Raw genomic sequence first — 22,373 nt, 5'->3', positions numbered from 1 at the left:
CCGGACGCTGACTCGCTAATCCTGCGTGCTATCAGTATGCGGGGCAATGTGGCACGCCCGCATAGCGCTGGCGAGTTCGCGATCCTGCGTGTTAGCCGGTCGGGCTCATCAACACAGACGACCGCATCCTTTGTTGGTAGACAGGCATATCAGGGGGATAACTGATGGCTCCACCCAATCCCGAGCGCCAGATTCACCGGGCGTGCGGAGACATCCGCGCCGCACTGTTCGGCGCACTAGAACTACTCTCGGGGACAACGGTCCCCCGCGCTGGCCAGGATGACGTGTTCCGGGCGTTCAGCGATTTAGGCCGTGCTCAGCATCACGTCGCCTTAGCCCTGCATGCGACCAACCTGCTCGACCAGATGGTGGGCACCCCGCCTGAGCAGCGGCAGCCATGGTCCTACTACCGCAGCCGCATCGGTAAAAAGCTGCCCCAAGGAGCACAAGTATCTAAAAATCCTTGGCATGCAATGCATTTCACTGAACCCCAGGTTGATGGTGCAGCAGTGGGCCAACCATGGAGCCAAGATGCCGCTCGCAGTGTCCGCCGGCTCCCCATCCAGGCGTCTCGCCGGCAGCGGCGTGTGGTAGCGCACCCGGAACACGCGGCAAGTTAAGGGATTCGCCCCACAGTCGGGGCGGCGTTTCTCGCTCGCGGACACTCGCGGATCAGCGCGCGGTTGACCGTCTGCCATACCACCCACGACTGTCGTACAGATTGCGAAGATCGTGATGACCGAAATCTCCGCTGAACCACGCGTTGCCGTCGCCGTCGGTGACGCAGCGGCAGTCCGCGGCGGCACGCGTCACAGCGGGCAGCACGTCACACCTGGACTCGTACCAAAAGCACCCGGGTCGGCGGCGCCGAACTCAGCGCATCTCGGCGACATTATCGGTGCTTTCGGCCGCATCGCACGCGACACCACTGCCCCAACAGGCAACCGCCGGCAGCAGCTGCGAACACTACTGGTCGTCGCTGGTCCGGGACTGATCGTCATGACCGGTGATAACGACGCCGGTGGTGTAGCGACTTATGCGGAGGTCGGGCAGAACTACGGAATGAGTCTGCTGTGGACATTAGTGTTGATGATCCCGGTGCTGTACGTGAACCAGGAGATGGTGCTGCGGTTGGGTGCGGTCACCGGGGTAGGTCATGCCCGGCTGATTTTCGAACGGTTCGGCAAGTTCTGGGGCGCATTCAGCATCGGTGACCTGTTGATTCTCAATGCGTTGACAATCGTCACGGAATTCATCGGTGTATCGCTGGCGCTCGGATTTCTGGGCTGTCCCAAGACGATCGCCATCCCGACGGCTGCGGTGTTGCTGTTCGGCGTTGTGGCCGGTGGTTCGTTCCGCCGTTGGGAGCAAATGATGTTCGTGCTCATTACGGTGAATCTGACCCTTGTCCCGGTGGTGCTGCTGGTACATCCCACCTTGGGCAAAAGTTTCCGAGGGCTGGTGCCTTCGCTACCGGGTGAGCCTGATTCCATCGTCTTGATGGTGATCCTGGCGATAGTTGGCACCACCGTGGCACCGTGGCAGTTGTTCTTTCAGCAATCCAACGTCGTCGACAAACGGATCACGCCCAGATGGATGCACTACGGTCGAGCCGACCTGATCATCGGCATCGTCGGTGTGATTGGCGGGGCGATAGCGTTGATGGCGGTGACCGCATTCGGGTTGGGCGGGACGAGCGCTGCCGGTAGATTCACCGACGCTGGAGCGGTCGCGTCTCAACTGTCCGACCATGTCGGGCATCCGGTTGGCGTCCTCTTCGCTGTTGTCTTGTTGGACTGTTCGCTGATCGGCGCCAACGTGATCGGATTATCCACCACCTATGCGCTCGGTGACGCCCTGGGCAAACCCCACTCGCTGCACTGGAAAATCACCGAAGCCCCCTTGTTTTACGGCACTTACGCGGCGCTGCTTGGGGTGTCGGCCGCCGTCGCGTTTAGTCCCGACCACGTCCTCGGTCTGATCACCCAAGGCGTCCAAGTACTCGGCGGTGTTCTGCTGCCCTCGGCGACGGTGTTCTTGGTGCTGTTGTGCAACGACCGTCCGGTGCTGGGACCCTGGGTGAACACTTTCCGCCAGAACGCTTTAGCCTGGATGATCGTCTGGTCGCTGGTCGTGCTGTCGCTGATGCTGACGGCGGTGACGCTCTTCCCCAACCTGTCAACCGAGACACTTGAGGGTGGTCTGGGTGTTGGTGCGGTAATCGGCCTGCTCGGCGCCGCCATTGTGTTCGCAATCGGTTGGTACGCCGACCGGCGGGATGCGGAAAACACCGTGCCACTCGGTGCGCTCGATCCCGAACAGCTCGACGAATTGGAAAACTTTCCGCGGTTGACCCGTGCCGATCGCAAAGCCCTCCGCGACAAGATCCGCGCAACGTGGCGCATGCCTGCTTTCGCATCCCTGGAGCGGCCCGTGATGTCGCCGGTGCGCCGCGCAGGGCTGCTAACGCTGCGGGCCTACCTGGTGCTTGCCGGTGTGCTGGTCGTGGTCAGGGTCGTCCAGGCCGGCATCGGCTAAACGGTCAGCCCGGCGGTGCGGCGCACCGGCGTCGGCGACCGCCGGCAGCGCGCTCGTGCCCTCGATGCCGACACCTTATGCTTCGTCTGTTTTCTTTTCGGCCACCGCAGCGCTGAGGCCTTCGGCGAGATCTTCACGGGTCAGTTCCTTGAACCGGAGCAGCTGCGCTTCGCTGAACTCTTCGACATCGCTGGCCAACACCGCGTCGAGATCTTCGTCATCGAGACGAAAACTGCGGTGATCCCGAGCCTTCTCCACCACGTTGCGTACAAATCCCGCATTGCCGAGCACGTCGATGCCGCGGATCAAATCCCCGTCCTCGGAGTAGTTTTCGTCGAGGTAAAACTTCGTGTACGAGGGCCGCAGCACCTCAGCTGACTCGTCGCTGATGACGTCTTCGTTTTCCCTGCCCATCAACTTCGTCAGCGCGATCAACTCGTCAGGGGTGTAGCTGTAGAACTCGATCACGGTCGAAAATCGCCGCCGCAGACCGGGGTTGACCTCCAGCATCCGATCCATGGCCTTGGCGTAGCCCGCCCCGAACACTACCAGCTCGTCGCGGTGGTTTTCCATGTACAGCAGCAGGGTGTTGATGATCGCGTTGCCGTACGGGTCGCCTTGGTGATACCCGCGTTCGTGCAGCGTGTGCATCTCGTCGAAAAACACCGCGCCGCCCAGCGCTCCTTCGAGCATCTCTTCGGTGTTCTTTTCCGCGTCCGCCATATAACGGCCCAGCAGCTTGGAGCGGCTGGTTTCGACCACCACCGGTTTCCGCAGCACCGTCAATCCGCACAATTGCTTGGTGAACGCGCGTGCCACCGAGGTTTTCCCGGTGCCGGGCGGACCCAGCAGCAAGGTGTGGCGCGACGTGACCGGTACGGGCAGGCCCATCTTGGCGCGGGCCAGGTTCACCTTCGTCGTCGACTTGATCAGCTTGATCTCGCGTTTGGCCTTCTCCATGCCCAGCATCGCGTTGAGCTCGGCATCTCCTTCTGCCAAATACTTCTTGGCCATCTCGGCGTGGCGGGCGGCCTCGGCCTGCTCGCGGGTGGGCGCGCTGTCGGGATCCCACGGGTCGGTGCGTGCCTCGATGGTTTCTGGGTCGGTGAGCACCAATCGGTAGCTGGGGTTGTCCAAGGCTTCCCGGGCCGGGGCGAACTTCGCGTCGCGCGAATACACCCGGCGCAACAGTTCAACGGCTTCTTCTTCACGGCCCAAGTGGCGCAGGCACATGCCCTGGGTATACATCGCGACGTTGGCCGCGCTGGGCACCCGGTCTCCTTCGATGGCCTCCTGTGCGCGGCGACAGGCTTCCTCAAACACCCCGAGGGAGGCCAGTGCCGTTGTGGCCATGGCCGCCCCGGCGGCTTTCAGTTCGGGCTGTCGCCACAGCTCCGCGGGCGGGAATTGGGTCAGCACATCCGGCCAGCGGCCGGTGCGGAAGTAGAGCACACCGCGCACATACCTGAGCAGTTCGGCGTCGATCGGGTTTCGCGGTTCGGCAGCATCGAGCAACCGCGACGCTTCCTCGTAGCGTTTGGCCTCAGCCAACACCGCTGCATAGCCGGCCGCGAGCGACTCCACGCTGGTAATCGCCAACCGCAAAAACAGTCCGTCGGACACCTCTGGGCGGAACTGGAGGTCCGTGATGCCCAGGCGGCGGATCTCCCACCCGAACGTTTTGACCGCGGCCCACGCCCCGGCAAGCACCTCAAGGCTTTGGTCACCGGCCAGCAGCCGGGCCAGCCAGGCATCACACATCTCGGGATCGATGGCGGTGGCCGTGGTGAACATCCGCAGCGCCACCTGGGGGTTATGGCTGGGTTGCAGCCCGTTGACGGAGATTCCGGAGGCCAGCAGACCGGCCACCATCGCGTTGCGTGCATCCACTGCGGCCGACTGCGGCGTGGTCATCGTTGCGCTGTTGCCCCGCTCATTTCGTCATGTGCTGCGTATTGCGGTACCGCGTTCACGGGCACCTCGATATGTTCGTTGTCATCCAGCCTACGACTTGGCACGTTCAGCGCCGGCTGGGGTGCCGGCGCCGGCAAGCTGGCGCGCAAGGCGGCCAGTTGACGGCCGGTGAGCCGATTCAACCCACTGCGCACGTCCTTGTGCAAGCGCCTGCGGCTGTGGTACCGGACCCAGGCCGATACCTGTGGTTTGCCGCCACGCATCGTGAGCCGGATCGTGACAACAGCGCCCTCCGTATCCGGATGCCACAACTGACCGAGGGTCTCAGAAGTAATATCGTTCGGCGATACCCAGAAGCTGGTCACGTAGCCGCTCATGTGCCGGAGATAGCGCCAGTAGGGCCGGATCTGCGCCGGCTGCAGACCGGCCAGCACTACGTCCTCCATGTCAGCGATGTCATCGGCGGTCAGTATTCGGGCGCTGCAGCGTCGACCATCCAGGTTCTGGGCGACCCGCTCGGTGGCCGCGGCCAAGGTGGACGCCACCGAGTCGCGAGCAGCCACCGCGGCGACATTGCGTTGCGCATCCATCCGCAGCACCAGCCAGGTGCTGCGCTGGTCAAGTGTCGAGGCTTCGTCGGTTGGTTCCCGATACCCCGGGACCGGGGACACCGCGGCGGTCGCGCGTCGTGTTCCCACCGAGACGATATCGATGCTGTCCAGGCGGACATCGAACTGGCGCAGCCATGAGGCGACGGCGTCCAGGGGTAATGTGGCCGGTGCTACTTCGGGGTGGTGGTGTCGGCCAGGAGGGGTCTCTTCCCGCCCTTCCACGGCGATCACCGAGAGTAGGTGGCCGCGGTCCTCGCGGATCCCGACGACATCGCGGCTGAAGCGCCGCCGGTGGTCGATGGCCGGGGTGCGTCCGGCGGTCAGCACGCCGTCAGGGTTGGCATACCAGTTCCTCACCCGGGCGAACGGCGCCGACGCGATCGGTATCCCGAGGTAGGTGAGCAGCCCGCCGATGGTTACCGCTACCGCAATGGTGATACCGGCCCACCATGCGAGGTGATCGGTCTGCCAAGACTCCGGGCAGTGGCTGGCCAGCGCCAGCACCGCGACGTCGATCAGGAAAACGGTGGTGACCCGGGGCCACGAGAGAGCCAGGTTGAACCGGGATTGCGCTTTCATCCGCGCCTCGAGCGCCGCAGCAGCACCGCTCCTCCGACGACGGCGCCGGCAACCAGCAGTGCCGCGGCCAGCCCCCCGGCGGCCACCCACACCGGCGTCATATCGCGCGGTGGGCTTGGTGGCGGCATCTGCAGCGGCGCGGACAGCCGTTGTGGCGGCAGCACCGGCCCGTCCGGCACATCCCAGGTCAGCGCCGCCACCGGGTCGACGATGCCGTACCCGACCTGGTTGTCGACGCCGCGGGCCGGGGGCCTGGCGGTGCGGATCAACCGGTTGATGATCTGATGGGCGGACAGCTGGGGATATTTCGCGCGCACCAGCGCCGCCACCCCGGAGACGATCGCGGTCGAAAAGCTGGTGCCGGACGGCACCAGCAGCGTATTGTCAGGGCCCTCGACCGCGTTCATCAGGCTGTCGTCACGCGGTGAGAGTCCCTCGACGTCGGTACCCGGAGCGGCGATCGACACCCACGGTCCCGCGACACTCATATTGGTCATCGGCTGGCCGGTGGAATCCACCGCGCCCACGGTCAAGACATATTCGTTGAACCACGACGGTGTGACGACCGTGTTGACACCAGCCCAGTCTCGAGGATCGTTGGGCTGCAATGGATCATAGATCGGGTTTTGTTTGCAGTCTTTTTTGCTGGTGTCGCCGGCCGCAGCCACGATGACCACATCCTTGTCGACCGCCGCGTAGCGCACTGCTGCGCCGAGGTCCGCCTGGTCGATGATGTTGCGGGCGCTCATACATGTCACGTCGGAAATATTGATGACCGAGGCTCCCAGGTCGGCGGCGTGCACGATCGCGCGGGCCAAGGTCCGGATGTTGTCCCTCTTCTTCCGCGTCTGCGGATCCTCCCCGCCGAATGGCTCCTTTTCGGTAAAGGCCTGGCTCGACTGGCGGATCGAGATCACCTCCACGTCCGGGGCAATGCCGCTGAACGCATCGGGAGGCGGCGGCGCCGGCGGCTCGGCCGGATTCTTCGGGTGGTCGGCGCCGGCCACGCGCCTGCCGCCTGAATAGACGGGGGTCGTGATGCTCGCATGACCTTTGTTGGCGGCCGGCGCCTTCGGCGGCGGCGGCGGCAGCCACGGTAGCCCGGGCTGTGGCGGAAGCTCCTCCGGCGGTGGATTCACCATCACTGTTGTCGGCGGCGGCGGCGATAGCGTGATCGTCTGCGGTGGTGGGGGTGGCGGCGGCGGTTCGTTGGTGGGAACGGGAAGCGGCCTGCGGACCGGCGGTGGCAACGGTGCGGCGCCATTGGCCGGGGTCGCGGCGATCATCGATGCCACCAGTGTGCCGTGAGCGTCGCAGTCCGATAGACCGTCGCCCCCGGCCACCACGTAATCCCCGCCCGGGATCAGCCGCGGCAGCCGGGGATGCGGCGTCACCCCGGTGTCGATGACGGCCACCTTGACACCGGCGCCGCGGCCGAACTGCCATGCCTCGTTCAGGTTCAGCATGTCCATGTATTTGGGCTGGACCCGAAAATCAGTGCCCGGTAAAACACCTACCTCGGTGCAGTACGAGCTCTGGCGCATCGGCTGTATCGGGCCCGGCGGTCCATCAGGAGGCACCGCCGCGGGGTCGATCACCGGCGGGCTGATGGCGTAGGCGGACGGCATACCGTTCAGTGCACCCGCAGCCACCATCATCGCGGCTGCGGTGACTCCGGCTACCCGGCTGCGCCGGCGCCGACGGTCAGCGATACCGGATTGCCGCATAGACATTCATCAACCACAGCGCCAGCGGGAATATCGGCATGAGGCACAGATATTCGATCCATTCCACGAATTTGCGGAACAGCGGACTGTAGATGGAGTTGGGCACCACCGCAGCGGCGGTCAGCCCGGCCGCCGGCAGCAGCACCAGGATCGCCGCTGCCACGGACACCACCAGGGGGTTAGCCAACACCATCGCATAGCGCACGACAACCGCCGCGACAATCAGCACTGCGGTGACCGCCACGGTGATCGCCTGCCAGCGATCCCGGAAGGAGCGCCCCCGCAAGATCAGGAACCCGAACATGCAGGCGGCCAGCAGCAGCGGCAACCAGCGCTGGGTGGTTCGCGGATCACACAGCCCGGCGCTGCACACCACGACCAGCGCACCCAACCCGGCCAGCAGCCCTGTCAGGAACGATCGCGCGCGTTCGGCTTCTGCGAGCACGTCTCGGATTGACGCGGGGCCTTCCAGCGTCCGCGTCCCGCCATCGGATGTCACGACGGTGGTCGGCAAGTCGGGTCGGGCCTCAAACACCCAGCGGCTGGTGGCGGACGGGAACACCGGCAGACGTATCCCGGCCAGCCACCGCGATAACGCGGGGGCGGCGTGATACATCAGCACACAGCCCAGTAGCACGCAGGTTTGCAGCGTCACAGCTCCGGTGAGCAGCACCATCCGCACCATCGCCGCTACTGTGACCGCGGCGCTGACCACGACGATCGCGGTGTAGATGCCCAGCCGGCGACCGGTGAACCGCATGATCAACACCGACGCGACCGCGACGACTCCGAAGCCCAGCACCGCATGGGGAGCGCCCAACGGACCCGGCGGTGTGGCGGCGGCCGCCACGGCCAGCGGCGGTAGTCCGCTGAGCAGGATGATGTCGCCGAGCCGGCGATCCTGCACAGTCTGGGATCGGATCAGGATCAGGGCAGCCACGGTGAACACCACGACGGCCACCGCGCCGGCGTAAGCGGCCGCCAGCCATGACTGGTCCTGCCAACGCCACCAGCCGAGCAAGGCACTGGCCAACAGCACTCCGATCGCCACCATCGCGGTACCGACGTGCACGGCGGCATCCGGGTCGATGGGCGCGAATCGTTTGCTGAGCGTCGCCGCAACCGCTGTGGAGATATGCTCGATGACTTGTGACCGGCGTTCCGTGTCTTCTAAGAACTTAAGCCACAAGCGGTCGCCGTCGTAGATGTCTTGCTCGGTGAGCGACTGCGTGGGCCGCAGCGGGGTGCCATCGACCAGGCACAGCGCCCAGCGGCCACGGCCCTTGGCTTCCAGGGTGGGAACGCCCAACTCCCGCAAGCGGCTGTTGATCACCTTCAGCAGCGGGTCGATCATCACGTGGACCGGGGCATTCGCGTCCAAGAGCACGCTAATCTGCACGTCGTTGGCCATGACGCCGACGACCGCCGCCCGGGAAACGGAGACGGCGTCGGCACCTGGCTGTGGTGCCTCGATTACCGCTGTCATCGCCTCGCCCTTCCCGCTCGAGAGACCGCCATATCGGGCACGTCCGCCCCGACGTCACACTCCGGCGGTACGCACCGGCCCGCAAATTCTGAACCCATCCGGCTTGCCTCGCGATTTGTTATTGGTGGCGCTGTTTTGCACGCCTCTTCTCCAGCACTATACGACGTCTGCACCATTGCTGACAGCTTTGCTGAAATAGCTTGGCGGACTTCGTGTTTCATCCTGACAGCTAAAGTCGGCTATGTGTCTTCCACTCGCCATATGGCAGCGTATCTAAAACCGTCTTCACCCCGACTTGCACGAGCTGCGGCGTTGCGGGACAGATCGCCAGCCACGTTTCGCCCGAACCTGCTGTCCGCGCTTGCTGGTAGAGCGCGATGCGTCCGCCCGATCCGTCTTTCAACGACAGCACCGAAGCGCTGGGGGCGCGTTCGTCGTCGCGGTACTGGCGGGCATAAACCGCCGCTTCGGCCTGCGGGTCCGCCAGTGCTTGTCCAAGCGCGGCCACGGTGGCGGCACTGATACCCAACCGTCGCAAATCTCCCCCGGAGAAGACGTTGAAGCCCGAACTCTGCCACGCCTTGGTCACTTCCAGCATTTCCTCGAGCGGCACGTTGACCGCGCTGATGGTCGCCGGATCCGCGTGATGGATCGACTCCAGGCCGTCGAATACCAATGCGGCGATCGAAGCGGTATCGGTGATAGCCACGTCATCGATGGTGATCTCATTGCCCACCCGAACCGCCGACACCCAGTGCTGACCACGCCGAGCCAACACGACACGGAATTCGTTGTCGGGGATGTCCCGTGACCCCGGAGGTTCTTCTTCCTCCCCTTCAGCTTTTTCCTTGACGCCGTAAAGCAACTTGCCCCGTGACAGCAGTGCGATGACTTCCAGATCCGGTGCGGCAAGCACCCGCATCCGGGCGGCGACCTGTTCATTGACCGTGTCTCCGGTGACAATGCCTTCCTCGCGCATGACGTCCATCCCCGGATGCTGGTTGAGCCAGTCCATGGAGTCGGTCGATACGAATGGGCGGCACCGCAGCTCGGGCGCGACGTGGCGGATGTCCAGCAGCGCCTGCAGCAGCCACAAACCTTCGACGTTGACGGTGATATCGGTGCGGGTGCTCTGTTGATCCATCGCTACTCTCGTGTGTTCTCGTGAGATCGCAGGACGCGACAGCACACCTGGCCGGTGTGCTGTCGCGCCTGGTGGAGATTAGGCCCAGCTGGAGCCGACGGCGGCGTCGGTGTCGGCCATATTGGAGCCGGCGGTCTGCACCTTGGCACCATGGGCATTGGCCTGCTCGTAGATCACCTGAAAGTTGCGACCCAACTCGGTGATGAACTGCTGGCAAGCCGCCGAACCGGCACCACCCCAAAAATCCCCAGCCGCAAGCACATCACGCACAATCGCCTGATGCTCAGCCTCCAACGCCATCGCCTGAGCACGAATCGTGGCGCCATGCGCATCCACATCACCAAACTGATAATTAATCGTCATAACCCAAAACTCCTCTGCCCTAGCTGCTCAACAACTGCTGAGAGGCCTGCTCCTGAGCCTCATAATTATTCGCGTCACGAATCAGCCCATCACGCACCCCATGCAACATATTCACAATGTTGCGAAACGCCTGATGCATCTGACCCATCGTGTCATACGACGTCATCTGCGCGGTCCCGCTCCACCCGGCACCGGCAATATTCTGCGACGACGCCCACATCTTGCGGGCCTCATCCTCCACCGTCTGAGCGTGCACATCAAAACGCCCAGCCATCGCCCGCATCTGATGCGGATCCGTCATAAAACGCGCAGGCACCCTACTCACTCCTTACCTTGAATTAGTTGACTGTGATCGATGTGGTGATGCTCGGCTATCGACAGGTTACGCCGTAGCGCACCGACCTAAAACACTCGGATCAGTCCCCCTTTCCTCAGCCGGCGTATACCGGGCGTTGCACCACGATGAACACGATGAAAAAGACATCGGACGGGGGTCGCCTTCCGGGCGGCCACCGGTTTGGCCCACACCCTGGACTGCTCGACCCGGGCTGCGGCGGAGTCGACGGGCACCCGGCGGGGTGCCGCCGAGGCTCTCGTCGCGACCGACGACGGCCGCGGGCCGCCGCTGATCAGCCCGGAGATGACCGAACTGCGCCAGCCCACGTGCGGTTCGGTAGCCAACGTGTCCCCAGGCCATGGCGGTGGTCGATATCGGTGTTGCTCCCGGCCCGGCAGATGTCAGCCCCGAATCGATCCCCGGTGGCAGCACCCCACGATGCATGGATGGAACCCGTCGCGCCGGTTACTGCGCTGCGATCGCGTTCGCAGCCTCGGTAGCGGCGTACGAGCCGGCGCTGGTGGTGAGCGTGTTCACGAACATCTCGTGAATCGCTGCGGCCTGCGCGCTAACCGCCTGGTACATCTGCGCATGCGCGACGAACTGTGCCGCCGTCAGCGCCGATACCTCGTCAGCTGCCGCGGGAACCACCCCCGTCGTTGGGGCCGCCGCAGCCGCGTTCTGGGCGCTCATCGCCGAGCCGATCCCCTGCAAGTTGGCGGCCGCGGCTGCTAACGCTTCGGGCTGTGTGGTCACGAACGACATTCAGCTTCCTCCCTCACTAGCTTTGAGCAATTGCTCCGTGGAAAGACTAAAGGCATGCCGCGCACTCTGCCGTGTGCAGCGCCACATGTTCACAACTGTTCACCAGGCGGCAATAGGTGTTCACCTGAAGTAACAATACGGTAACAGCCGTCAACCGTCAGTTGGTGAATCAGCGCAGTTCACGCCGTTGCAGCGGACTGCTCACCGCCGGTTGCGGCGGCAGTGGTGATCCGCCGCCCAAGGACTTGCCCGCCGCGTCCCGGCTACTTCGCAGAAAAAATCCTTGGTGATTAAAACCCGGTGCGGTCGCGGTCAGTCGGCCCGTCGTGTGATCAGCGGTAGCGCAGCGGCAACTGCTTGAGCGCGAAGGTCTTCGACGGAAAGCGGATTTCGGGCGCGTAACCAGGCGCCAGTTCGAATTCAGGGATTCGCGCCAGCCATTCCGCGACGATGACGGTCAGTTGTATGCGCGCCAGATGCGAACCCAGGCACCGGTGCGGCCCGCCACCGAATCCCCAGTGCCTGTGCACTTTCCCATTCATGACCAGCTCATCGGCGGACATCGGGTCGCTGCCGTCACGGTTGACCGCGGCCAGGCACAGCTTCACCGGTGAGCCCGCGGGTAACGTCATCCCGCCGACGTGGAGAGCCCGGGTAGTGACCCGGGGCGCCACCGGTGCCGACGGCTCCAAGCGGACGATCTCTTCGACGAAAGCTCTTATTTGCGGGGGATTCTGGCGTAGCAACGTTCGCAGCTGAGGTCTGCGCGCCAGTTCGAGCAGACAGAAGCCGATCGCCGCGGTTACCGTGTCCAGCCCCGCCAGGATCAACAGATGGCTCATACCCAGCAGTTCGAGATCGCTCAAGCCCCCGCCGCCCGTCATCACTTGCGACAACATGTCAGAACCCGGCTGCCGCCGGCGTTGCCTGATCGCGGCCACTAGATAGTCGTGCAGTTCGCGGCCGGCGGCGAGGCTGGTCTGGGTCGGGTAGGGCGTGTCGGCGATGATGGCGTCTTTCCAGGCGATCAGGTGGTCGCGATCCTCCAGCGGCAGGCCGTAGAGGTCGAGGAATACCTGAAATGGATACCGGCTCGCGAAATCTGCCATAGCCTCACACTCGCCCCGGCTGGCCAGCATCTCGATCATGTCGGCGGCATGCCGGCGAATCACCGGAACCGAGGTGCTCAACCCGTGCGGGCTGAAGTACGGTTGCAGGATTTTGCGGTAGCGGGTGTGTTCGGGGGGATCGAAAGCCAGCGGCACTACCGGCAGGGGGCTGCTCGGCGGTTGCAGCGCCAACCGTGACGAGAAGACCTCGGGGTTGCGCAGCGCCGCGAGTACGTCCGCACGGCGCGTCAGGTAATACGACCCGTTCATGAACACCACCGGTCCGGCATCGCGCAGTTGCTTCCATCCGGCACCCCGGTCCGCGGCCATGGGCAACGTGGAGTAGTCGAGCCGCGGCAGGTGAAACGTGGCGGGCTCGCCGTCATCGCCAACGCTCATGCCCGGTCGTTCTCCTGTCTGTGCACGGCCGTGAGATCTTCGTATCGTAGGCGCGGTAGCCCGGCGGCGATCGGGTCAGCACCCGGGCAGGGCCAGGCGCACCCGGCCTACACTCGAACGGCGCCGGCGCGTGGCTCGGCGCCGTCGAGAGAGGAACACCGTAATGAGGGTCCGTCTCGATCAGTCGAGATGTGTGGGGCATGCGCAGTGCTACGCCGTCGACCCCAATCTCTTCCCGGTCGATCACTCCGGCTATTCCATTCTTGAGGAGCACGACGTGCGACCGGACGAGGAGCAAGTGATCCGCGACGGCGTGGCCGCCTGCCCGGAAATGGCGCTCATCCTCGAGGAGAATCGGGCAACCGGTGACTAGATAACCGGGCCGAATATCCGCTATGCCGGGGGGATCCGTATGCGCGGCACCTCGGCATCATCCCGCGAACGGTGGGCGTGCCATCACAGTCGGTTTGACCCCGTACCGGGGGGCGGCACCACCGGCGCCGGCGTTCGTCCCGGCCAATGGCATACCGCCGAGCAGGTTTCCGGCGCCCCCAATCTCCGGGGCGGCGCTTATGCTGCTGATCGGCAGTGGGGCGGTGGGCTTTGCCAATGGAGCGTTTCCCATCCAGGACGGCGGCACTGAGAGCCCGCCGACAGCCGGTGCGTTACCCAGTCCCGCCGATACTGCCGCCGGACCGCCACCCCCGCCCAACAAGCCGCCCACTGCCCCTGCGCCGGCGGATGCGCCGTTTGCCGCGCCCCCGGCAGCGGCCGGGGCACCGCCGCCGATCCAGCCCAGGCTTTTGGCGATCTGAACGCCGAAGTTGCCCATACCGACGCTGAAGTACGGCAGGCCCTCCGTGTTGTACCACAAGTTCGAGTAGGGGCTGTAGCCGGTTATCAACTGTCCGACGCTGGTGGGCAGCGTGGTCTGACCGCTGAACAGATACCACAGTTCGGTCAGCGGGTCTGTTGTCGACGAGGCCGACGTGGCGGGTGCCGCGAGGCTTTCCAGCGAACTCGGCAGCCGGGAAGTTAGCTCTTGCAGAAGGCTCTGCGAGCTCACGCCGGATGCGTTGGCGGCGGCCTGGGTGACTGCTGCAGCCTGCATCGCTTGCCCGGCCGCGTTGGTGGTCTCCACCGGCGACGTGAACGTTGCCATTGTGGTGGCGGCCGCCGCCCGGCCGGCGTAGCTGTACATCGCCGCGGCATCCTGAGCCCACATCTGGCCGTATTGCGCTTCGAGTTGCGCGATAGCCGAAGTGTTTTGGCCCAGCACGTTAGTCGCTACCAGCTGCATCAGCTGGCCCCGGTTGGCTGCGATCACCGGCGGCGGCACCGTCGCCGCGAAGGCCTCCTCGTAGGCGGCAGCCGCCGCTCTCGCCTGAGTAGCTGCGTGCTCGGCCTGCGTGGCAGTGCTGCTCATCCAGTCGATGTACGGTGTCGCGGCGTTGGCCATCGACGTCGACGCCGCGCCGAGCCATTCCTCGCTGGCCAGTTGCGTAATCACCCGCTCATAACCGATGGCCGCCGAATTCAACTCTGCCGCAAGGCTGTTCCACGCTGACGCGGCGGCTTGAAACGATGCCGAACCGGGGCCGGCGTACATCCGGGCGGAGTTGATCTCCGGCGGTAACGCGCCGAAATCCAGCACGAAAACTCCCTATCCCGCCGCGGCCGCGTTGGCAGTCCCGGTTACCGCGGAGGCCCCGGCGCTGTGTAAAGGATGTTGAGGACCTTTGGCACGTAGGTTAGACGGCAAAGTTAGCTAACGCGCACAACCGCGCCAACTATTCACTGCCCGATGACAAGCGTTCATCGGTAGGCATCCGCTGTTCATCTGCCGTTGGCTTGGCCGGCCCGTGCCACTGCCGCGAACACCATGAACACCGGGGTGTTCGCGGGCGCCGCGCGCACCGATAGTTAGGCAGAAAGCAACCGTGCCGCACGTGGACGGATAATCGTGGCGCGGACAACCCCAGGCGCTACCCGGCCGACGGCGGGCGCGGCATCACCGCGTGGCGGAACCCATAGCGGTGGACGAAACCGCCCGCGCGCCGCCCCGCACCGCTCCCCAGTGGAATACCGCGCAGCAGACCGCTGGTGCCCGGGTGGACAGGCGTGACGGCGTGGCCGCCCAGCGTCGCCTCGCCTGGGGCTTGCGGTGCCGGGGCCGTCACCCAGCTCGGCGGCACCGACAGTCGCCCGATCGCGCTCCCCTGGCCTACCGCCGCCGAGACGGTTCCGCTCCCAGCGCCGGGGCCCGCCCATTGCGGTGTCGGGTACCAGGCCCCGCCGGCACCGGCAGTGGTGCCCCCGGGGCCGAATGTCAATTGCTGTCCGATTGACCACGCGGAGTTTCCGGTCCCGTACGAGTTGTACTCCTGAAGCAGGTCGTGAATCAGTGTCTTGTAGTTGGCGGGGGTCAGACCCCAAGCGGGATTCGTGGGGCTCGGTATCAGCGACCACGGCCACGATGACGTTACAGGCCCTGCCTCATCGGCAGCCGATGTCGTTTGCAGTTGTTGCAGCCCTTTAGTTATTGCTGTCCGGGAAGCCAGCCGCGGGCCGGTGGTCGATGTCTGTGCCGCCGTGCCGCTTCCGGCTTTCGTGATCGTCCCAGACCGATCGATCGCGGTGACGAGATTCGTGGTCTGCGGCGGCACGGTGAACGGTGTCACGGCCCAGGCTACCGAGGAGTCGTCGGTATAGCTGTACATGGCGGCGGCGTCTTGGGCCCACATCTCACCGTAGTGGGCTTCGGTGGCGGCGATCGCGACGCTGTTCTGGCCGAAAAAATTCGTCGCGGTCAATGCCCTCAGCTGAGCCCGGTTGGCTGCGATCACCGGCGGCGGCACGGTAGCCGCAAACACCGCCTCGTACGCGGCCACAGCTGCCCTGGCGTGATCGGCTGCCTCTTCCGCCTGCGCCGCGGTGCTGGTCAACCACGCCACATAGGGTGCTGCTGCGGCCGCCATTGACGTTGACGCAGGACCCAGCCACGGGCCACTTGTCAGCCCCGCCACCACTGAGCCGTAGGACGCGGCAACCGACCGCAGCTCGGCGGCCAGCCTGTCCCAGGCCACTGCAGCTTTCAGCATCGAATCCGACCCGGGCCCCGAATACATTCGGCCCGAATTGATCTCCGGCGGTAGTAGCCCGAAGTCCAGCACTAGACCACACCCCTGGCCACCACCGCGCGAGGGCTGCCGATGAACGCGCGCCGAGCGACAGCAACGTGCGGTGTGATAGGGAATTGCCCAGGAATCGGCACGGTGTCGCGCTCTCTCCCTCAGTATCTGTGTCAATCCTCGACCCACGGCAACGGCCCGGCCGTCACCGACCGTCGTCCAGTGCTGAGATTAATAGCGGCTCCCGGGAATCACCGGCGACGACGCGGAGTGTTCATGACCGGCCAGCGAGTGTTCATTCACACGTTGCCCCTGTTCATCTGCGGCCCTGGTGAACGACACGCTCGCGGCGCACGCGAAGCGCGGTGCCCAGACGAACGCTGCGCAGTAGTTCTGCTCAGCCGGCTACTGAGTCGTCTGCGTTGTCGGGCGGCGCAACTCTGTTGCTGCCACTTGCACGAACACCCCGGTGTCTTCGGCCATCAGCAGCCCGCGGCCGCGCGGTAGCGGACCGCCCTTCATCTTGCCGCGGATGAAACCCTCGTCGGGGTCGGCATCCATCACCAGCAACGGCGCGTTGGCCTGGTGCAGGGCCCGCAGCATGGGATCGCTGCCGGCCGACGACCAGCCCCCGAAGGTGCGGCTGACAAGCACATGTAAACCGACGTCGGCAGCCCGGGTCACCCAGGGCACGGCCTTGTGCAACGGCGAGTCGAAACCCGCCGGCAGCTGCTGGACGTCGTCGATGATCAAAAAGATTTCCGGCCCGCTCCACCAGGCGTGCGACAACAACTCTTCGGCGGAGAGGCCCGGTGGCGGCTCCCGGCGGGCCAACGTGGCCGCCAGTTCGTCGATCATCGCCGAAACCCCGTCCAGGTTGTAGGCGAATTTCTCCACATAGTCCGAACCCAGCACAGTCAGCAGCTGGCGGCGCGGGTCGACCAACCACACCTGCGCCGACGGCTGTGACGCCGGCGGTGCGCTGCTGGCTCCCGGCGCGTAGATGCGGCCGATCTCAGACATGATGGTGGCAAGTGTGGTGGTTCGCCCACATTCGCGCCGACCCGTAATCATCAGGTGTGCATTTTCAGCGAAATTCAAATACACCGGCTGCAAATCCAATTGCGATATCGCCCAAGCGATTCCGCCAGCGCCGACTTTCTCGCGGCGGTCGTTGGCCGCCAGCGCCCGCACCTGCTCCAGGCTGAACCATGCGGGCAGCCTGCGCACCGGCCGGGCCTGTCCGGTCGCGACCTGGCTGACTGCTGCGACCACACTGTCCGACTCGAACACCCCCTTGGGGGTGCTGGCAAGCGCGGGCCGGGCGACGAGCGTATGCAGACCCGACTGCGGGTCACTTTCCAGTCGCACGTAGTTCACCGCGACCATACCGCGGCCCGGTTTGGCCGGAACATCCTTGGCGAAGCGGGAACGCACCAGCTTGGCGTCCTCTACCGCGGCCAGGCGCAGCTCCACCCGGGAGCCGAATCCGCTGCGCACCGGGGGCCGCAGCTCCGATTCCCGGTCTGCGGTGACGATCACGTGCACCCCGAACGACGGGCCCTGGTTGATGATCTGGTTCACCTGCTCGATCAGCACTTCGTTTTCCTCGGCCAGTGCCCGGTAGTTGTCGATCACCAGATAGACATCACCGAACCCGTCGTCGGGCACGCGGCCCGGATCGCCGCCGAACTTGCGCCGCCGGAACACCTCCATCGACGGAACGTCGTACTCGAGGAAGCTGCGTTTGCGGTCGCGCACCAGGCCCAGCACCTCGGCGATAGTGCGTCGCACCCCATAGGGGTCGGTGGGACCCGCGACACCGCCGACGTGCGGCAGACCGGCCACCGTTGTCAGCGCGGTACCGCTGTAGGCCAGCACGTAGAACTGGACCTGCTCGGGTGTGTGGGTCAGCGCGGCCGAGCAGATCAACGTCTGTAACGCGGTCGTTTTGCCTGCGCCGCCGGCGCCCAAAATCAGCACGTTCGAACCGGATCCGGAGGTCTCCACGGTCCACGGCGGCTGGTCGTGCTTGAACGGGCGGTCGATGATTCCGATCGGGAACACCAGGTTCTGCGCCGAACCGTAGTCCTGCTGCCAGGGACGGCCCAGGAAGCGGTTCACCAGTTCGTCAACCGGAACCGGCTCGTCCAGAGGCGGTTGCCACAACCGGTAGGGCTCGAATTGAATCTGCCGCAGCCGGTCGATGATCACGGTACCGACTTTGGGAGTCCGAATCCCCTCGTCGTCCTCGTCATCCTCGGCGTGTCGTTTGCCGTTGGTGCTCACTTCGCCGTCGGTGAGCACCTCTCCGTCGACGACGGGTATCGGCTCAGGCTCGGCGACCCGTACGTCCAGCGGGGTGAATTCGGTGGTGAACAGTTGTGGGCGAATGTAATCGGCGGTGTGCACAACCGGGGCTTGCTCGTCGTCCAGCGATACCCCGCGCCGGTAGTCGCGCCACAAGAACTCGGCCTGGAACCGGATGATGTCCTCGCCGCTTTTGCGGAAATAACCCAGCCCCGGCTGCGCCGGAAGGTTCACCGCATTGGGCACCCCGGCCGCCTGGGCCGCGCCGGCAGTCCGTGCTTTCAGCACCAGGCGATAACCCATGTTTTCCATCAGCTTTTCGGCCCGGCTTTCGATAGTCTGCGACGCCATCATCAAGTGAATCCAATAGGCGCGGCCCTGGCGGCCGATCGAGTCGAGAACATCCACCGCGGTGGGCATGATGCGAAACCATTCGTAGAACTCGTCGATCACCACGACCAGCATCGGCAGCGGCGGCAGGTCCTGGCCCCGGGCCCGCATCCTGTTGCGCAGCTCGTTGTATTCCTTGGCGCCGTCGACTCCCGCGGAAAAGCAGATCTCCTTGCGCCGGGCGATCTCACCCCACAGCGCGTCCAGGAACCGCTCCATGAGCGCCTGGTCCTCTTCGAGGTCGGTGATGATCCGCGAGACGTGTGGCACTCCCTCGAACGGCTTGACCGCCGACCCGCCTTTGAGGTCGGCCAAAACGAATTGCAGCTCTTCGGGTGGATGAGCGAGCAGCAGGGATTCGATCACGGTACGCACCAGGCTCGACTTACCCGAGCCGGTTGTTCCCGACATCACCCCGTGCGGACCGTCGCCGCCCTCGTCGAGCGACTTCATATCCAAAAACAGCAGTTCGCCGTTGTCGGAGCGGTTGCCGAACGGCACCCGCAACCGCGACCGGCCCAGCGAGTCACGGCGGCCGCCCCACAGCGCGTTGAAATCGATCTCTGCCGGATCCTCAATACCGTAGTAGGACAAGATATCCCGTGCGCCGATGTGCGCTGCCACCCGCTGACCGATTTCCTCATAGGCTTCGGCGAGCCGCCATTGCGCCATCTTCTGGGCGAACTCCTCGGCCTCGTATTCGCTCATCTGGTCGGCGAGGGCGAAGAACCACGCATTGTCGTCGATCACCATCCAGGTGTCGCGATCGCGGGGCAGTGTCTCGATCACCCCGGTGCTGTCGAACCGCAGCACCCGTTGCGGGACAGCTGTCCACATCGACGATCCGGTCAAGTCGAAGAATGTCACTCCGTCGACACCATCGGTGCTGATCACGTACTCCCATTGCGGGTCGGCGATGTCGGCGATGATCACGTGGTGCGGTGTCGGTGTCTCCGCGGACGAACTTGCGTGACGGGGCATGAACGAGCCACGGCCCGCGAATAATTCGGCTTGCTCCGCGCCGAATTCGCGCACCGAGCTGTAGACCATCCGCGCATTACCCGCGGCGTCGTGCCGGCGAGGGTCGCCGAAATGCGGCAGCCACTTCACCCAATCCCACTGCGCTACATCAGAAGTGACAACCATCATCTTGACGTGATCAGGGCCGTGGGAAAACGCCAGCTGACAGATGATCGCGCGAATCAAAGCCAGCACCTGCTCGCGGTCTCCGACCAGTGAGTACCAGGGTTCAACCAGCAGCGAGACCATCTTGGGCAGGTTGTATACGACACTTTGATAGCGCCCGAATTCCTGCAGTGCCTTACCGGTCACCGGTTCCAATTCGATGTCCGTGGGCATGTTCTGCGGTTCACCCCAGGTCACCTCGGGTCGTGTCATCCCCACCCCGACACGCACGACTCCGAAGTTGAGATCCCTGCCGTCGGGCTGGCGCTCCCACATCCGCGATGATCCGACCGCGGCCGCCAAAGTCGCCGGTGCCGGATGAAACCAGCGGTAATTGGCGTCCATGCTGTCGGCTGACTCCGAGGCCGTCTCGCGCAGCAGGTCCAGCATCATCATGAACTGGGCCCGCATGGCGTCCAGTTTCGGCCGGCTCATCTGCTGCTGGCCGCCGAACCGGCCGCCGAACATCATCATCGCGATACCACCGATCATGAAGATCGGGAAGATCGCGCCGGCGCCCAGAAACATTCGCGAGCCGCTGGCTACCGTCATACCGACCATGCCGACGAGCAAACCGACCACGAGAACCCCGACCACGACCAGCCACCAGGGTTTACCTTCCGGTGGCGGCACGCTCAAAGGTGTTGGGAGGACGATATTTTCCGGCTTGACTACCGGCGCCTTCTCCGGTGTCGGCCGGGCAAAACCACGTTTCACTTCGGTACCACCAACTCTGCAGGGTTCATGTCTTTCGGCAGCGTGTCATGGCGCACCAGCGCGTCTGCCCGCGAAAGCATCGGGCCGGGAGCCAGCAACCGCAGCGCCACCCACGGTGCCGGGCTCGGAGTGGAAGTCAATCCCAGCGCCGTGCGTGCCTCACGGGAGTCGTCCACCCCGAATCTCACCCCGGAATCGGACAACCACCACAACGACTCGCTTGTCTTCGCGCCGGGATCGTTGCCGGTCACTGCGACGAAATTGGCGTAGTCAGGGCCGAAATACACGCGGTCAGCTTCCCGGCCGGAGGTGTCAGCCTTCACCAGCGACACCACCTTGCCCATTTCGCCGGTGGCCACCGGGATCGTCGGCCCGGACACGACCTGAATGCGGGCCCGCTCTTCTCCGGTGGTCTTCTCCCACCACCAGCAGGTTGCCGGATTCTCGCGGATATCCACGACGTTCAACGGGCTGTCCGGATATGCCGACAGATCCAGCTCGTTCACGACCGGCATTTTCGCCAGCGCTGCAGGTGCGATCACGACGGGCAGGTTGCCCGCCGGGGTGCCGGCATTCTGCAGGATCTGTGCCACGATCGGCGAAATGGTCTGTACACCTCCGGCCAATACCACCGAGTACTGTTGCGGTCCGCTGATTTGGGGGGTCACCAGCACGGTTCCGACCAGGCCCGGTGCATTGGGAAAGGCTGCCGGGGCGCCCAGGTTCGGCACTTTGGGCACCACCAGTTCGGGGCCCACCGGGAGGGCGTCGTAGAGCGCCCGGCTCATGGGCCGCGCCTGGGTAACCTGCTCGGGGGTCAAACCCAGGGGTAATAACACCGCCCGGTTGGTCGCGTCGACACGCGATCGGCGTCCCTGCCGGATCACCCACGTGTCGGTGCCGTATCGCAGCACCACAGCATCCGGTCCGCTCAAAACGCGACGCCGCCCCGACAGATCGGGTGCGCCGTCGATCACGGTCACGCTTACCGACGCCGGCGCGCTCACCCCCGAGCTGGCCGTCACCGTGTCGCACACCAGCCACGACGATGTCGTCGGGCTAGTGGGGGTGAACTGTGACGGCGCACCCGGAATACCCACCAAGGGTCCGTGCGGCTGCTGCGCGATCTGACTCGACCGCACTTTGTGCGGATTGTCCGGCCGCCCGGCGATCAGCCGTGCCGAGGCCAGATTCAGCGCGGGATACAGCGTCTCGCCCACCCGCACGTACAACGCCCCGGAATCCCGGTCCGCGATAATCGGCGACTCGTTCAGCTGGCCCGACGGGCTGATAAACGACCACATCAGCGCACCCAGGCAGATCACCGCGGCCGCCGACACCGAGGCCAGCACCGCTAACGCCTGGCGCCGGCCCGGCTCAACCTCCATGCGGACCCGCCAGCGGGTCAGCGCCATCGCGGTGCGACGTGCCAAGAATTGGTAACCCGTGACCTGGGTCCGCGTCGACAACCCCAGGCCGTACCCCGACCGCTGGGTGCGGTCCCGATCAGTCGGCATGTCCGGTCACATTCCAGCCGGGCACAGTGCCCGGACGTCGCGCATAGCCGCTACCCACACCGACAACCGTAAGGCACTGCCAGCGACCTCGCCACGGGACAACGCCTCGGTCACCTCCCGGTAACCGTGCGGTCGTCGGCGAGAGCCACCC

At 64.9% G+C, this 22,373-nt stretch carries 16 protein-coding genes; 3 read left to right on the top strand and 13 right to left on the bottom strand.

Features of this window, described 5'->3' with window-relative positions:
* The first annotated feature begins 164 nt into the window (after positions 1-164).
* Entirely contained in the window at positions 165-620 is a 456-nt protein-coding gene (locus G6N08_RS15475; RefSeq protein ID WP_163758703.1) for a hypothetical protein, read from the top strand.
* A 115-nt stretch (positions 621-735) separates the two neighbouring features.
* Complete coding sequence (locus tag G6N08_RS15470) at positions 736-2,538, top strand: NRAMP family divalent metal transporter (RefSeq protein ID WP_163758701.1); 1,803 nt, start codon at positions 736-738, stop codon at positions 2,536-2,538.
* Positions 2,539-2,613: 75 nt separating this feature from the next.
* On the opposite strand, the gene eccA is transcribed toward G6N08_RS15470, so the two are convergent.
* From eccA to G6N08_RS15425, 9 genes are all read right to left on the bottom strand, one after another.
* Complete coding sequence (gene eccA, locus G6N08_RS15465; protein ID WP_163758699.1) at positions 2,614-4,452, bottom strand: type VII secretion AAA-ATPase EccA; 1,839 nt, start codon at positions 4,450-4,452, stop codon at positions 2,614-2,616.
* Positions 4,449-5,642 carry a type VII secretion protein EccE gene (gene eccE, locus G6N08_RS15460; protein WP_163758697.1) on the bottom strand — a complete coding sequence of 398 codons (1,194 nt, stop codon included), beginning with the start codon at positions 5,640-5,642 and terminating at the stop codon, positions 4,449-4,451. The genes eccA and eccE overlap by 4 nt, the downstream gene beginning before the upstream one ends.
* Entirely contained in the window at positions 5,639-7,369 is a 1,731-nt protein-coding gene (gene mycP, locus G6N08_RS15455; protein WP_163760716.1) for a type VII secretion-associated serine protease mycosin, read from the bottom strand. Before mycP ends, eccE begins: the two co-directional genes overlap by 4 nt.
* On the bottom strand, positions 7,347-8,855 hold the full coding sequence (gene eccD / locus G6N08_RS15450) for a type VII secretion integral membrane protein EccD (protein WP_163758695.1): 1,509 nt from the start codon (positions 8,853-8,855) through the stop codon (positions 7,347-7,349). Before eccD ends, mycP begins: the two co-directional genes overlap by 23 nt.
* Before the next feature lie 229 nt (positions 8,856-9,084).
* The gene (locus G6N08_RS15445) at positions 9,085-9,999 is read right to left on the bottom strand and encodes an ESX secretion-associated protein EspG (RefSeq protein WP_163758693.1); all 915 of its coding nucleotides are present in this window, start codon (positions 9,997-9,999) and stop codon (positions 9,085-9,087) included.
* Between the two features lie 78 nt (positions 10,000-10,077).
* Complete coding sequence (locus G6N08_RS15440; protein WP_163757281.1) at positions 10,078-10,362, bottom strand: WXG100 family type VII secretion target; 285 nt, start codon at positions 10,360-10,362, stop codon at positions 10,078-10,080.
* A 19-nt stretch (positions 10,363-10,381) separates the two neighbouring features.
* Positions 10,382-10,678 carry a WXG100 family type VII secretion target gene (locus G6N08_RS15435; protein ID WP_163757283.1) on the bottom strand — a complete coding sequence of 99 codons (297 nt, stop codon included), beginning with the start codon at positions 10,676-10,678 and terminating at the stop codon, positions 10,382-10,384.
* Positions 10,679-11,164: 486 nt separating this feature from the next.
* Entirely contained in the window at positions 11,165-11,464 is a 300-nt protein-coding gene (locus tag G6N08_RS15430; RefSeq protein WP_163758691.1) for a PE family protein, read from the bottom strand.
* Positions 11,465-11,796: 332 nt separating this feature from the next.
* Positions 11,797-12,972 (bottom strand): cytochrome P450, encoded by a 1,176-nt coding sequence (locus tag G6N08_RS15425; protein WP_163758689.1) that lies wholly within the window; start codon positions 12,970-12,972, stop codon positions 11,797-11,799.
* Between the two features lie 163 nt (positions 12,973-13,135).
* Here G6N08_RS15425 and fdxE point away from each other — a divergent pair, with 163 nt between their 5' ends.
* Positions 13,136-13,345, top strand: coding sequence for a ferredoxin FdxE (gene fdxE, locus G6N08_RS15420; protein ID WP_163758687.1), 210 nt, complete (start codon positions 13,136-13,138; stop codon positions 13,343-13,345).
* A 57-nt stretch (positions 13,346-13,402) separates the two neighbouring features.
* On the opposite strand, the gene G6N08_RS15415 is transcribed toward fdxE, so the two are convergent.
* The 4 genes from G6N08_RS15415 to eccB all read right to left on the bottom strand — a co-directional run bounded on the left by G6N08_RS15415 (position 13,403) and on the right by eccB (position 22,222).
* Positions 13,403-14,626, bottom strand: coding sequence for a PPE family protein (locus G6N08_RS15415; protein ID WP_281352761.1), 1,224 nt, complete (start codon positions 14,624-14,626; stop codon positions 13,403-13,405).
* Positions 14,627-14,957: 331 nt separating this feature from the next.
* Positions 14,958-16,145 carry a PPE family protein gene (locus tag G6N08_RS15410; protein WP_163758685.1) on the bottom strand — a complete coding sequence of 396 codons (1,188 nt, stop codon included), beginning with the start codon at positions 16,143-16,145 and terminating at the stop codon, positions 14,958-14,960.
* 363 nt (positions 16,146-16,508) lie between these two features.
* Complete coding sequence (gene eccCa / locus G6N08_RS15405; protein ID WP_163758683.1) at positions 16,509-20,705, bottom strand: type VII secretion protein EccCa; 4,197 nt, start codon at positions 20,703-20,705, stop codon at positions 16,509-16,511.
* On the bottom strand, positions 20,702-22,222 hold the full coding sequence (gene eccB, locus G6N08_RS15400; protein ID WP_163758681.1) for a type VII secretion protein EccB: 1,521 nt from the start codon (positions 22,220-22,222) through the stop codon (positions 20,702-20,704). The genes eccCa and eccB overlap by 4 nt, the downstream gene beginning before the upstream one ends.
* Between the last annotated feature and the right edge of the window lie 151 nt (positions 22,223-22,373).

Origin of the sequence: Mycobacterium botniense, from assembly GCF_010723305.1 — a bacterium.
GTDB classification, from domain to species: domain Bacteria; phylum Actinomycetota; class Actinomycetes; order Mycobacteriales; family Mycobacteriaceae; genus Mycobacterium; species Mycobacterium botniense.
Note: the sequence above shows the minus strand (reverse complement) of the source record. Positions and strands in the feature narration are given on the sequence as shown.